This is a genomic window from Shewanella sp. QJM3NY_23 (assembly GCF_056173105.1).
The window spans coordinates 3,431,515-3,444,922 of the sequence record NZ_CM149657.1; the positions used below are offsets into that span (position 1 = coordinate 3,431,515).

Here is a 13,408-nt window from a genome sequence, read left to right on the forward strand (position 1 = left end):
CCTATGGAACAGATGTTCTAGCGCAGGAAAAATCGCTCTAGAGCAAGGCTTCTTGCCACGACGTTTAGTTCTCTTAAACGAGTGGTAAGGTAACACCGCTATAGACGATTTTAACCAGCTAGGATCACATCATACCGCCCATACCGCCCATACCACCCATACCACCCATGCCGCCCATGTCAGCACCAGCGTCTTGTGGCAATTCGCCAACCATAGCTTCGGTGGTGATCATTAGGCCTGCGATAGATGACGCAAACTGTAGCGCACTACGAGTTACTTTAGTTGGGTCAAGAATACCCATCTCTAGCATGTCACCGTAAGTGTCGTTACCTGCGTTGTAACCGTAGTTACCAGTACCGTTTTTCACGTTGTTAGCCACAACTGACGCTTCTTCACCTGCGTTAGTCGCGATTTGACGTAGTGGCGCTTCCATAGCACGTAGGGCGATAACCACGCCGTGCTTTTGGTCTTCGTTAGCCACTTCTACGTCGCCAATCTTGCTAGCAACACGTACTAGTGCAACACCACCACCTGCTACTACGCCTTCTTCAACAGCGGCGCGGGTCGCGTGTAGTGCATCTTCTACGCGGGCTTTTTTCTCTTTCATTTCAACTTCAGTGGCTGCGCCCACTTTGATCACTGCAACACCGCCGGCCAATTTAGCCATGCGCTCTTGTAGTTTCTCTTTGTCGTAGTCAGAAGTTGATTCTTCAGCTTGAATTTTAATTTGTGCTACGCGAGCTTGGATCTGCTCTTGCTCACCGTTACCGTCGATAATGGTGGTGTCATCTTTAGTGATAACAACGCGCTTAGCTGTACCTAGGTCTTCTAGGGTGGCTTTTTCAAGCTCTAGGCCAATCTCTTCAGCAATAACAGTACCGCCAGTTAGGATAGCGATATCTTGTAACATTGCTTTACGACGGTCGCCAAAACCTGGTGCTTTAACAGCAGCCACTTTAACGATGCCGCGCATGTTGTTTACAACCAATGTGGCTAGTGCTTCGCCTTCAACATCTTCTGCAACGATAAGCAGAGGCTTACCCGTTTTAGCTAAACCTTCAAGGATAGGTAGCAATTCACGGATGTTAGAGATCTTCTTATCAACCAACAAGATGTATGGGCTTTCTAGCTCTACGCTGCCGGTTTCTGGCTTGTTGATGAAGTATGGAGATAGGTAGCCACGGTCGAACTGCATACCTTCAACGACGTCAAGTTCGTTTTCGAGTGCTTGACCTTCTTCAACAGTGATAACGCCTTCTTTACCTACGCGCTCCATCGCTGTTGCGATGATTTCACCAATTGACTCGTCAGAGTTAGCAGAGATGGTACCTACTTGTGCAATCGCTTTAGTGTCGCTGCACTCTTGAGATAGGTTTTTAAGCTCGGCAACGGCTGCGATAACCGCTTTGTCGATACCACGCTTAAGATCCATTGGGTTCATGCCCGCTGCAACGGCTTTTAGGCCTTCAGTGACAATCGCTTGCGCTAGTACTGTTGCAGTGGTGGTACCGTCACCGGCAGCATCGTTGGCTTTAGAAGCAACTTCTTTCACCATTTGTGCGCCCATGTTTTCGAACTTGTCTTCTAGTTCGATCTCTTTTGCTACTGACACACCGTCTTTAGTGATAAGTGGTGAACCGAAGCTCTTATCTAAAACAACGTTACGACCTTTAGGGCCTAGGGTAACTTTAACTGCGTTAGCTAGTACGTTTACGCCGGCTAGCATTTTTACGCGCGCGTCATTACCAAAAAGTACTTCTTTAGCTGCCATGTTAATATCCTTTAATAAAATTTTTGTTTAACTGGGATAGTGAGTAACTTAGTGGATTATTCCACTACAGCCATTAAATCTGCTTCAGATAGGATCAAGACTTCTTCGCCGTCGATCTTCTCTTTTTTCACGCCATAACCTTCGTTGAAAATAACTGTGTCGCCGACTTTTACGTCAAGTGGCTGAACAGTACCGTTTTCAAGAATTCGGCCATTGCCTACTGCAAGTACAACACCGCGAGTTGATTGCTCGGCTGCACTACCTGTGAGTACGATGCCACCGGCGGATTTTGCTTCAACTTCTGAACGCTTAACGATGACACGGTCATGTAATGGACGAATATTCATCTATGGACTCTCCTAATGATTTTCTTGCCCAACAAACGTTGGCGGTTTACAAATAAAGACGACACAAAGTAGTTATGCCGAGTGATGATTGGTTATATGGGGGTAGGTGTGACAAGATCCAAGGGCTTTACAAAAAAAAATCTGATTTTTTTAACTGGGTTTTATTAAAAATCGGTCAATCCTGCTAGAATTGCCCTCCTTCTGTAATCTAGGCAATCCACCGTAATGAGAGACAGACACGGGCTGCTCAGCCAGCCTATCGGTCGTGTACTGCTAAATATGAGCCTCCCGAACCTGATTGGTATCTTAACCATTCTGGGGTTTAGTCTGGTGGACACCTTTTTTATCAGCCAGTTAGGCACAGAAGCCTTGGCAGCGATCAGTTTTACCTTTCCGGTCACCTTAGTCATTTCCAGTATCGCCATCGGCATTGGTGCTGGGGTGTCGACCAATTTAGGCCGCCTAATTGGCAGCGGTAACAGCCATAAAGCCAAGGTGTTTTTGCACGATGCCTTAATGCTTACTTTCTGGTTAATCGCCGCGGTATCCTTAGTGGGCAGCCTGTGTATCGGGCCGCTGTTTACCTTGCTTGGCGCTAATGACTCCAGCCTACCGCTTATTCGCGACTATATGTTTTTGTGGTACTTAGGCGCACCACTGCTAGTGCTATTAATGGTGGGCAATCAAGGACTGCGCGCCACAGGTGATACCAAATCTCCGGCTAAAATAATGGCGCTGGCGGCATTAATCAACCTGATCCTCGATCCGCTGCTGATCTTCGGCCTAGGGCCATTTCCACGCTTAGAAATACAAGGCGCGGCGATTGCGACCTTAGTGTCGTGGATAGTGGCGCTGTCGCTATCGGGCTATCTACTTATCATCAAACGTAATTTGGTTGAATTTGCCGAGCTAAACATAGCTCGCATGCGCCTAAACTGGAAACAACTGGCGCATATTGCTCAGCCAGCGGCGCTGATGAACCTGCTTAACCCGGTCGCCAATGCGCTGATTATGGCGATGCTAGCGCGTATCGACCATAGCGCCGTGGCCGCCTTTGGCGCGGGCACACGTTTAGAGTCGGTACTGTTAATTGCGGTAATGGCACTGTCATCGAGCCTAGTGCCGTTTGTGGCGCAAAACTTAGGGGCGGGTCAACGCGAGCGAGCGCGTGAAGCGTTGATGCTATCGCTTAAGTTTGTGTTGGTGTTTCAAACGTTACTCTATTTACCGCTGCTGTTTTTGGCCACCCCCATTGCGCAGTTGTTTAGCGGCGACCCACAAGTAATTGAATGGCTAACGTTTTATATTATCGCCCTGCCCGCCGCCTATGGCCCGCTGGGAATGGTGATTTTAACCGCCACCACACTCAACGCTTACCACAGGCCGATAAGCTCTTTGCTACTAAACCTGAGCCGCCTGTTTTTGTTACTCTTGCCCTTTGCGGCAGTAGGCTCATATTTAGGTGGCGTAAAAGGCTTATTACTGGCGCTGCCGATCACCAATGCCATCATGGGGATCGCCTGTTATATTTTGGCTCGCCAAATCACCGAGCCAGCAAAAAGTCGGGCGAACAATATCCCAAACCCAAGCTGAGTTACACCTAACTAACCCCATGCCTAGGATGGAAAATGACTGCGATTTGCGAGCAATGGTTTATCGAGCACGATTTTAGCGGCGAAGATTTACAAGCACAGCACTATCAAGATTGCCACTTCTATCGCTGCCGCTTTAACCATGCTGATCTTAGCGATTGCCTGTTTGAGCGCTGTCAGTTTGTGGAAAGTGGCGACCTACTTGGCTGTGATTTTAGTTACGCCACCCTGACCAATGCCAATTTTAAACAATGCAACTTAAGCATGAGTCTGTTTAGAGGCAGCCGCTGTTTTGGCGCTGAGTATCGTGACAGTAACCTGCAGGGAGCCGACTTTCATCGCGCCAGTTTTACCAATTACATCACCCAGAAAAGCTACTTCTGCAGTGGCTATATCACGGGCTGCAATCTGGCCTATAGCAATTTTGATGGTGTACTGCTCGAAGAGTGTGAGCTATTTGATAACCGCTGGCGCGGCGCGAATTTAAACGGCGCCTCGATGCGCGGCGCCGATTTGAGTGGTGGTGAGTTTTCTGCCGAGCAATGGGGCAGCTTTGATCTGCGCGGCGCTAATCTTACCCGCGTGGAGCTGGATGGCCTCGACCCCAGAATAGTGCCGCTAGAAGGGGTGATCATCAACCCATGCCAGCAAGAACAGTTGCTTGCGCCCTTTGGCCTGATTATTAGTGCCGATTAATGCCATGATTTACATCCGAGGTCATGGTTTACATCAAGGGCCATAGTTTAGCTCAGAGGCTTGATGGCACCTTTGGTTTTGGCTTCGCGATCGCAGGCACCATTTGAATACACGCTTCTAACACCGCCTCTAAACAGGTGTCCAAACTGTTCACACACAAGTTGCCGGTCACCGATAGGGTTTTCTCTTTACCAAACGGCACCTCGTTAAAAATGCGACCATTGGGGTAGCGAAACAGAATTGAATTGTGCTTGGGTAACTCTTCTGGCGATCAGTCGTGTCAGACCCGTCTTGATGGCGGCTATCACTACGATGCTGGGGATGATACCTCTATTATCGCACGCCTTCTTCGGCTCAATGGCGATCACCATTATCTTTGGTCTTGGCTTTGCGTCTGTGTTAACACTAATCGTATTACCAGTGATCTACACCTTGTTATTTGGCATCGTCTACCCAGAAAATAACGGGAGGTCCCTAGCACAAAATTAATCCAAACAACGCTTCCCAGCGCGCCCAGTTCGATAGGAACTGGGCTTCCTATAACGGCAAGCAAAATTTACGATGACGATACACAACTCACGAGTGTCATTCATTAACCCCACTCCAGCTTCAGAGAGCTATACTTAAAACGTATCGTTACCAAGGCTACTGGAGGATGTTATGTGTAGTGATCGCCCCCTCAAATTTCGCCTAGCACTCACCGCTGTCGTATCTGTGTTCGTATTAGGCTGTGAACGTCCTGTCAGTTTTTCATCTCAGGTTCAACCTATTTTGAACAACGCTTGTATTAGCTGCCACTCAGGCTCAGGTGAAGGCGTAACCCAAACTAAGCTGGCACTAGACAACTATGAATCAGTCATGCAAGGCACAAAGCTTGGCCCTGTTGTCGTGCCTGGAAGTGCCGTATCCAGTTCGCTCTATTTAGTCATTAACCACCTTGTCGATACTAAAATCCAGATGCCACCCCACCATGACAACAAGTTGGCCCAAGGAGAAGGTAGAGCGTTAACAACGGAGCAAATTGAGGTTATTAAAAATTGGATAGATCAAGGAGCCAATAACAACTAACTTCAAATCTAGGCCACTGATAACACCTAATACCTATTCGTATCAAGTGGCCTATCTTCGCTCGACAATACTGCACTATCTTCAGCTCTTGCTTTAGGGTAGATTCGGCATGTCCGCGCCAATAAGGAATCATGATGAAGTCTGTATTACTCCTGATATTAACCTTAAGCATTAATGTGGCATGGGGGTGTGAAGGTAGCTTGCAGCACCAACAACAGACACAACAACAGCTTGGGATCATGGTGCAATCGATTGCGAACGCAATAGACTCGCCCTCTTTGACATCGGTTGAAACCCTTGTTCGCTATGGTACAGATTCGCGCTATTATGTGATGATCCGCGGCTGGATAGTACAAGAGCTAACGGGTGTAGAAAGCCAACTGGCGGCGCAGGGTGACAATGCCGATCCTATGCTAGTGAACAAAGCCAAACACTTAAAAATCAGCCTTAGACGTATCGACTTAGAATAGTTAACCTGAGCTCGGGTTAGTTAATCCCCCAAAAAAGAGAACAACATGAATAACGCTGTTATTGCCGCCCTAATGTCAGCCTTTGTCTGCCCTGGCAGTGGCCACTTTTATTTAAAGCGCTATAACACAGGCACGCTGCTGTCCGTTGTGAGCTTATCTGGGCTGGTGTATCTGCTTTACCGCGCCGTTGAGCGGGCACAAGCCATAAGTGATCGCATTTTATCGGGAGAACTACCGCTGGATTTTGGGGTGATTTTTCAAGAGATAAATCAAGCCGGTGCCCATGGTGACGATATAGCTATTACCTTGGCGACCCTCGCCTTTGTCATAAGCTGGTTTATAGGCGTGATTGACGCATATCGCATCGGAAAAAACCTGCCCCAAGCTAAATAAGTCGCTAACGAGCAAGTAATAGCATTCAATCACCAACACTCGTTGGGTGCCCCTCTTTAGATGAGGTGATCACCCAACACATTATGTGAATATTGGCTTATTTAACCGCTTCTGTCTTAGAAAAATCATGGGGGGTTGAGAGACTCGGCGCTTCACAATCGGTACAACGCTTGTTGTCGGCAAAGTCATAATCGGCGTACGCGGCTGTGGTCTTAGAAAAATCATGACGACTGGTACGTTTAAGGATAAAGCTGACCTTGGCCGGCGGGTTTTTAGCAAAATCATAATCTGATTTTGCGGCGGTAGTTGAAAATTCGGGGCGCTGCGCTAACGCACAACAAGAGAATAACGACGCCGCAATGACAAGTCCTTTAGCCAGTGGTAATCGCATGACACACTCCATTTTTGATTAACAAAAAGTAAATGAAGTCAACATGCTACCAGCAAACCCAAAAACAAACAAATAATCAACAAATCAGCAAAATCTGTCCACTTAACCACCGTCACGCCAAGGCGATGAGTATCAAGGTATCCAGACTAACTTGGGCAAGGCGCTCAGATCGAGGCAATTCGCATACGCGGCAATGGCCGACTCGATAGGCGCCGACTCACCCAGCTGTTGCAGGGTAGCGAGCAACACTTTTTGCGCCTCTGATTCACCGTGTACCAGCACCACAGATGGCGACCCCGAAAAGTGGCGATACCAGTTAAGCAGTTCGGCTTGATCCGCATGGGCCGATAAGCCGCCGATGGTATGTAACTTGGCTTTAACGGGCACGGGATTGCCGTGTATCGTCAGGCTATCGGCACCATCGACCAACAAACGCCCTGGCGTACCCATGGCTTGATAACCACAGATGATCACATCACACAGGCTGTTAGCTAAATTATGGGCTAGATGACAACGAATACGCCCACCATTACACATGCCACTGCCGGCAATAATAATTAAGCCTTCGTGGATCTCATTTAGCTCCATCGACTCCTCGGTGCTGTCGATAAAATCGACATTAGACAACAGGGGATGCTGCCCCGGAGAAAGGCGAGTAAAACGTTTAAAGTCCTCATCCATTAAGTTGTAGTTTTCGACATAGACTCGAGTCGCCTTTATCGCCATCGGGCTGTCTAAGCAGATACGCCAGCGTGATAGATCCCATTCTTTAGCGTACAAATGGAACAGATATAGCAGCTCTTGCGCACGCCCCACCGAAAACGCAGGCAGTAAAATATTGCCACGACTACGCCTAATGGTGCTGGCAAATATCGCCTTGAGTTCCTCTAGAGTATCAGGCCAACTCCGGTGTAGGCGATCACCATAGGTGCTTTCCATTAAGACTAAATCGGCGCTGTCGATAAAGCTGGGATCATGCAAAATAGGCATGCCGGCGCGACCTAAATCGCCACTGAATACCAGTTTTTTTTGCTCAGCTGCCTGCCCTACCCACAGCTCGACAATGGCTGAGCCTAAAATATGGCCTGCATCAGCTAAACTGATGCGCACATGGGGTGCCACCTCACAAGGCTCGCCATAATCTAGCGCCACAAATTGCTGCATCACCAAGGCGACATCCTCCTCGGTAAACAAGGGCTCAATGGGATCGAGTTGATTTTTAGCACGGCGTTTATTAATGCGCTCGGCATCGCGAAATTGCAGCATCGCCGCATCTCTTAACATGATGTCACACAGCTCTACCGTGGCCTTGTGGGTAAAGATAGGGCCTTTGAAGCCGGACTTAACTAATAAAGGCAGGCGACCAGAATGGTCAATATGGGCGTGGCTTAATACGACGGCGTGGATCTGGCTGGCATCGAAGGCAAAGGGGTCATGGTTACGCAGCGAATCTTGCTTGCCCCCTTGGATCATACCGCAATCGAGTAACACTTGGCGTCCATCGATGGTGAGTAGGTGGCAAGAGCCGGTTACCTCTTGGGTCGCACCTAAAAACTCTAGTGTCATCTGCATAACAATCCCTTAAATAGCGAGTACTTAGGAAGAAGTGAGGCGGTGACACGCTATGTTGCCGCCCTTATTGATATGCTTAAAGTATAGCTGGCAAGCGGCACAATAATGTATGCAGCATAGTTAAAATAACAGGCTTTGGCATAGCTGGGCCCATACCGGTTTTAAGGAGCAGTCAGCCAAGACAAAGCCCTGAATTGCATATACGGCTCGAACATCAGAGATCGCAAGTGAGTCACTAAGGCTCAAACTGAGTCAACCACTGCTTAAAAAGCAGGTTCAATGCGGTACGTTCTTGGGGAGATAAACCTTGCATCAATTGCTGCTGCAGTGCCACATGGGCCTCTATGGCAATATCGATGAGATTGAGCCCCGCATCGGTAAGCGCCACCGTCACACTGCGGCGATCTTGCTGGCTATGAACTCGGCTGATCAGCCCTTTGCGCTCAAGCTTATCGAGTCGATTTGTCATGGCACCAGAGGTGAGCATCATGGAGTCTAATAATGCCGACGGCGTGAGGCTAAAAGGTGCCCCGCTGCGACGCAAGGTAGCCAACACATCAAACTCGCCCTGGGTTAAGCCAAAGCCTTTGTGACAGGCGGTTATCTGTGCCTCTAGGTGTTTATATAAGCGCATCATACGCCCTATAATGGCCATGGGCATGGTCTCTAACTGCGGTTTTTCACAGGCCCATTGTGCTACGACTTTGTCGACGCCGTCGGTAACAATATTATTCATCTTTGGCTCCCAAGGTATTGCTTATTATCAGGGTTCGCACGGCGGCAGTGGAGGCAAAATCAGCCGTAACGATAGCGATTGTTGCCAAGATAACCACAAAACTAACTTAACGCAAAGATATTTAACGGTAAGGTACTTTACAAGCGAACCGTTTAGTCGCACACTAATATCTTAACGTAAAGATACTTTAACTGGAGATAATGATGAATGTGCTGCTTGCGATGATCCCAGCGTTTTTCTGGGGCACCACTTATGCGGTTACCCAATTTAGCCTGCCAGATTGGCCGCCGCTATTATTGGGTGCGATACGTGCATTGCCAGCGGGGCTTATCTTACTGGCGATAAAACCTAGCCTACCGCAAAGGCAAGATTGGACTATTTTGTTCAAGCTGGGTCTGATCAATATTGCGCTATTTTTCAGCTTAATCTTCGTTATGGCACTCACTTTGCCCTCGGCCATTTCAGGGGTGGGCATGGTCAGTGTTCCGGTATTTGCCATGCTGTTTCACTGGGTGGTCAATAAACACCGTCCCAGTAAAATACAGGCCTTGTTTGGCTCAATCTTAATTGGCTTAGCCTGGCTGCTATTTGACCCTAACGCCATTAACTTAAACCCTATCGGCCTTGGGGCTATGCTCGCGGCAATTAGCTGTATTGTGGTGGGGAGCACCATCACTAAGGCTCTGGGCGGACGCATTCATTGGTGGACCATTTTAACCTGGCAACTACTATTGGGCGGCGTAATACTCTCTTTGATCACTGCGGTGCATGCGTTTATGGTGCCCCAAAGCTATGCCTTAGCGCTGAGCCAACTGACCAGCAATAATGTGCTGGGACTCGTTTGGATAGTGTTACTCAATACCGTACTGGGTTACAGCATGTATGTCTGGTTGCTGCAACGCATGAGCGTAGTCGATTTTACCTTTGGCGGCATTGCCAATCCGATAGCGGGGATTGTGGCGGGTATGTTTTTGCTGGGCGAGCGCTTTACCCCGTACCAATATCTATTGATGCTGGGGATGATTGTGGCCTCTTTGATGCCGCAGATCATCTATTTGGTGCGTAGCCGAGTGAAGGCTAAGCCTGATAAAAGTTAAATTTTACCAATATTTAGGTATGTTTTGCGGTTAACAACACTCGTTAAACACGTTAGAATCTGCCTCTTTCGTATGAGTTAAAGGAATAATAATTAATGAAAATCAGTGCACGCAACACACTCTCAGGCAAAATCAAATCGATCGATGTAGGCTCTGTTAACAATGAAGTGGTGATCGAGTTGGCACCGGGTGTTGAAATCACATCTGTGGTCACTAAGCGATCTTGCGAGCAATTGGGCCTAATCGTTGGCGGTGAGGCTTATGCCGTGATCAAGGCGAGCAACGTTATGGTTGCTGTTGACTAACGCTTTAGTCGATCACGCTTCAGTCAGTGATGTTGGTGAATAAACCTTAAGCTTATTCACTAACATCAACCACAGCGGCAGACTCAAGTTATGCCACTGTTTTGACCGTAAGTCGCCAAAGCTCCTGATATAGCAGTACAAATATGCCAGCACCTGCATAGCAGCGCGGGTTAATTGTAACCCAGGACGAAACACACCTCCTCTTCGTTGTCACCCTCATGCCCTTCTGGCATCGCAGGTAAAAACTGACACTGCTGCGCACTAAAGCCCTCTGTTTGCGTGTCTAGCGGGTAAAATCTGTTATTACGTTCATTTTCCATGATGCATACCAATATTGTCATAACTCAATTAGAAGATGCCTAACGCTAATTAAGCATTTGGCAGCACAATAAAACCAACAAGGCGTTTTATTTATCAAACACCTTAAGTCGATTAAAGGCGTGTTCAGTTCGACTGTCAAGCCTATTTATTGGTCATATCAATAGACCGCAAATAATTACCCACCAGCAAAAATCCAACCTAAAATACTGATTAACAACAATATACCGTAAGCATGCTGACATAAAATCGATAAACCACAGCCATAAATCCGGCGTAAAAAAGTCAAAATTAATATCACTTTCTGCTAAATAACATCGACAGCAGGCGCTCAATAAAACAAACAGTCGTTTGAATCGCTGAGTTCATCACCTGCGCATACCCCATAAGACAAGCACTGGTGCAGCACATAATTAAGCGGACCCTTCCCTGCATCCACGCTAACTGCGACACCTTGTCGCACTCTGGCCATTTCCCTTTGTCAGCCTCTATGCCCACTGACACAATGCCGCCACAACGATAAATAACCAGTGAATATCAACATTATATGATCACCTTACGACACTCTTATTTAGCCCTCGCCATTAGCAGTTTGTTGGCAACTCCGGTAGCGGCAAACCAAGCGGCGTTTGAGATTATTGAAGTCAGTGGCCGTCACCTACAAGATGACAGCACCATCTCCCGTGAAGCTAACGTGCCAGTTGCCGACATTAGTAGTTTGTTGAGCAAGCTGCCCGGCGCAGCCGTCAATGGCAACGGGCCATTAACAGGTATTGCCCAGTATCGCGGCCTATTTGGCGATAGGGTCAATACCCAGGTTAACGGCGTCACACTGGCAGGAGCTGGGCCTAACGCCATGGATACTCCTTTGAGCTATGCGAGCCTAGTCAATAGTGAACGGCTGGAGATGAGTCGTGGTATTGCCCCGGTGTCGGCTGGTACCAATACCCTTGGGGGCAGCGTTAAGGTAATTGAATCACAGGCGCGCTTCGATGAGTTCAGCGGTAAAGTCGCCGCCAGATATCAACATAATGGTGAACAAGCGCACCTTGGGGCGAAAACCAACTTCGGCGCTGAGCAGCAGGCGCTACTGCTGTATGGCGATGTTATGCAAGCCAATGCTAATCAACAAACCGGCGCGGGTATCGATATCGCCCCAACCACCTACGATAAGGCGATTGTGGGCGGCCAATATCGCTTTAACCTTAGCGATAAGGGCTTTGACGATGAGTCGATAGCCATCGGCTATCAACATCTCGAAACCACCAATGCCGGAACCCCAGCCTTGCCTATGGATATCGATTTTATCCGCACCGACAGGGTCAAACTGGAAGGGCAACACCTAATCAAGGATTGGCACATCAACTGGCATCTCGCTTACAGCGATGCGCGTCATGGCATGGACAACTTTAGCGAGCGGGTGAAAAATGACACCGCCAGTGCCCGCTATAACAATGCCGACAGCAAAAGTATCGACAGCTCAGTGTCGATGGCCAAAGCCGCTTGGCTATTCGGCCTCGATACGCAATGGAGCCAGCATGACTCGGTGATCACCGATCCCACCAAGCCGATGTTCAAGGTCGATAACTTCAATGGCGTTACCGATAACACCGTCAGCGCCTTTGCCCAGTGGCAGCAAGATATCGAGCAGTGGAACTGGCAACTGGGATTACGAGTCAAGCACTACCAAACCGATGCCGATGCGGTTGATCACTCTATGGCGGCGAATATGCCTGCCATCAAGGTGTTGATGGACAGATACAATGCAGCCGATCGCTCTCACGCGCAAACCGGTGTCGATCTAGTGGTTAATGGCCGCTATCAAGTGGATGAGTCGCTGAGCTGGATTGTTGCAACGGCGCGTAAGCAAGACAGTGCCAGCTATCAACAGCGTTATTTATGGGTGCCGATGCAATCAACAGGTGGACTCGCCGATGGGCGCACCTATGTCGGCCAGATGGATTTATCCTTAGAAACCGCCTATCAATTGGAGCTTGGCGCCGACTATCAAGACAACCGTCTGCAACTGAGTCCAAGGCTATTTTGGCAACGTATCGATGATTATATTCAAGGGGTTAATGCCACCGATAAGGCGGTGATCATGGCCGCGCAGATGATGGGCGACAGCCACCCATTGCAATTTGCCAACGTCGATGCCCAGCTCTACGGTATGGACATTAGCGCCCGCTACCAGCTCAATGACCAGCTTCAACTCGATATGTTAGCCAGCTATGTTAGAGGAGAGCGCCGCGATATCGACGATAACCTGTATCGCATCGCCCCGCCAACCATCACGGTTGGCCTAAACTACCAACGAGGAGCATGGTTGGCTCGCGTTGAGGCGCAAGGAGTAAGCGCGCAACATAAGGTGTCTAGCACCCAGCAGGAGCTGCAAACCTCTGGTTATGGTTTAGTCAACTTATCGCTGGCTTATGATGCCGATCTCTGGCTGGTTAAAGCGGGCGTAAACAACCTGTTTGACACAGAGTACCAAGAACACCTTGGTGGCTATAACCGAGTAGCCAACAGTCAGTTGGCACTGGGTGAACGTATGCCGGGCACAGGGATCAACGCTTGGCTGATAGGTGAATATCGCTTCTAAGAGGCAATGCTAGCAATCGGTCATCGTTGCAGATCTGCACTTTTTAACAT

Annotated in this window: 14 protein-coding genes and 1 pseudogene; 9 read left to right on the forward strand and 6 right to left on the reverse strand. The window is 48.6% G+C overall.

What is annotated here, in order from left to right:
* Positions 1-124: 124 nt before the first annotated feature.
* Both groL and AC0VXX_RS15200 read right to left on the reverse strand, forming a co-directional pair.
* On the reverse strand, positions 125-1,771 hold the full coding sequence (gene groL / locus AC0VXX_RS15195; protein ID WP_475514945.1) for a chaperonin GroEL: 1,647 nt from the start codon (positions 1,769-1,771) through the stop codon (positions 125-127).
* 56 nt (positions 1,772-1,827) lie between these two features.
* Positions 1,828-2,118, reverse strand: coding sequence for a co-chaperone GroES (locus tag AC0VXX_RS15200; RefSeq protein WP_110457094.1), 291 nt, complete (start codon positions 2,116-2,118; stop codon positions 1,828-1,830).
* Positions 2,119-2,343: 225 nt separating this feature from the next.
* Between AC0VXX_RS15200 and AC0VXX_RS15205 the strand changes: the two genes are divergently transcribed.
* From AC0VXX_RS15205 to AC0VXX_RS15230, 6 genes and pseudogenes are all read left to right on the forward strand, one after another.
* Entirely contained in the window at positions 2,344-3,711 is a 1,368-nt protein-coding gene (locus AC0VXX_RS15205) for an MATE family efflux transporter (RefSeq protein ID WP_475514946.1), read from the forward strand.
* A 35-nt stretch (positions 3,712-3,746) separates the two neighbouring features.
* Positions 3,747-4,406 carry a Qnr family pentapeptide repeat protein gene (locus AC0VXX_RS15210; RefSeq protein WP_475514947.1) on the forward strand — a complete coding sequence of 220 codons (660 nt, stop codon included), beginning with the start codon at positions 3,747-3,749 and terminating at the stop codon, positions 4,404-4,406.
* A 267-nt stretch (positions 4,407-4,673) separates the two neighbouring features.
* Positions 4,674-4,895 (forward strand): annotated as a pseudogene (locus AC0VXX_RS15215) (efflux RND transporter permease subunit); the annotation flags it as partial.
* Between the two features lie 171 nt (positions 4,896-5,066).
* Positions 5,067-5,474 carry a c-type cytochrome domain-containing protein gene (locus AC0VXX_RS15220; RefSeq protein WP_475514948.1) on the forward strand — a complete coding sequence of 136 codons (408 nt, stop codon included), beginning with the start codon at positions 5,067-5,069 and terminating at the stop codon, positions 5,472-5,474.
* A 131-nt stretch (positions 5,475-5,605) separates the two neighbouring features.
* The gene (locus AC0VXX_RS15225; RefSeq protein ID WP_475514949.1) at positions 5,606-5,944 is read left to right on the forward strand and encodes a hypothetical protein; all 339 of its coding nucleotides are present in this window, start codon (positions 5,606-5,608) and stop codon (positions 5,942-5,944) included.
* A 45-nt stretch (positions 5,945-5,989) separates the two neighbouring features.
* Entirely contained in the window at positions 5,990-6,337 is a 348-nt protein-coding gene (locus AC0VXX_RS15230) for a hypothetical protein (RefSeq protein ID WP_475514950.1), read from the forward strand.
* A gap of 97 nt (positions 6,338-6,434) precedes the next feature.
* On the opposite strand, the gene AC0VXX_RS15235 is transcribed toward AC0VXX_RS15230, so the two are convergent.
* The 3 genes from AC0VXX_RS15235 to AC0VXX_RS15245 all read right to left on the reverse strand — a co-directional run bounded on the left by AC0VXX_RS15235 (position 6,435) and on the right by AC0VXX_RS15245 (position 9,036).
* Positions 6,435-6,728: a hypothetical protein gene (locus AC0VXX_RS15235; RefSeq protein WP_475514951.1), complete on the reverse strand. Its 294-nt coding sequence runs from the start codon at positions 6,726-6,728 to the stop codon at positions 6,435-6,437.
* Positions 6,729-6,860: 132 nt separating this feature from the next.
* Positions 6,861-8,300 carry an MBL fold metallo-hydrolase RNA specificity domain-containing protein gene (locus tag AC0VXX_RS15240; protein WP_475514952.1) on the reverse strand — a complete coding sequence of 480 codons (1,440 nt, stop codon included), beginning with the start codon at positions 8,298-8,300 and terminating at the stop codon, positions 6,861-6,863.
* A 235-nt stretch (positions 8,301-8,535) separates the two neighbouring features.
* The gene (locus AC0VXX_RS15245) at positions 8,536-9,036 is read right to left on the reverse strand and encodes a MarR family winged helix-turn-helix transcriptional regulator (protein ID WP_475514953.1); all 501 of its coding nucleotides are present in this window, start codon (positions 9,034-9,036) and stop codon (positions 8,536-8,538) included.
* A 203-nt stretch (positions 9,037-9,239) separates the two neighbouring features.
* Here AC0VXX_RS15245 and AC0VXX_RS15250 point away from each other — a divergent pair, with 203 nt between their 5' ends.
* Positions 9,240-10,133 carry a DMT family transporter gene (locus AC0VXX_RS15250; RefSeq protein WP_475517049.1) on the forward strand — a complete coding sequence of 298 codons (894 nt, stop codon included), beginning with the start codon at positions 9,240-9,242 and terminating at the stop codon, positions 10,131-10,133.
* Between the two features lie 95 nt (positions 10,134-10,228).
* Positions 10,229-10,438 carry a TOBE domain-containing protein gene (locus AC0VXX_RS15255; RefSeq protein WP_475514954.1) on the forward strand — a complete coding sequence of 70 codons (210 nt, stop codon included), beginning with the start codon at positions 10,229-10,231 and terminating at the stop codon, positions 10,436-10,438.
* A 170-nt stretch (positions 10,439-10,608) separates the two neighbouring features.
* Here the strand turns inward: AC0VXX_RS15255 and AC0VXX_RS15260 are convergent, their stop codons facing one another.
* Positions 10,609-10,758 carry a hypothetical protein gene (locus tag AC0VXX_RS15260; protein ID WP_475514955.1) on the reverse strand — a complete coding sequence of 50 codons (150 nt, stop codon included), beginning with the start codon at positions 10,756-10,758 and terminating at the stop codon, positions 10,609-10,611.
* A gap of 545 nt (positions 10,759-11,303) precedes the next feature.
* On the opposite strand from AC0VXX_RS15260, the gene AC0VXX_RS15265 reads away from it, so the two are divergent.
* Complete coding sequence (locus AC0VXX_RS15265) at positions 11,304-13,358, forward strand: TonB-dependent receptor (RefSeq protein WP_475514956.1); 2,055 nt, start codon at positions 11,304-11,306, stop codon at positions 13,356-13,358.
* The last annotated feature ends 50 nt before the right edge of the window (positions 13,359-13,408 follow it).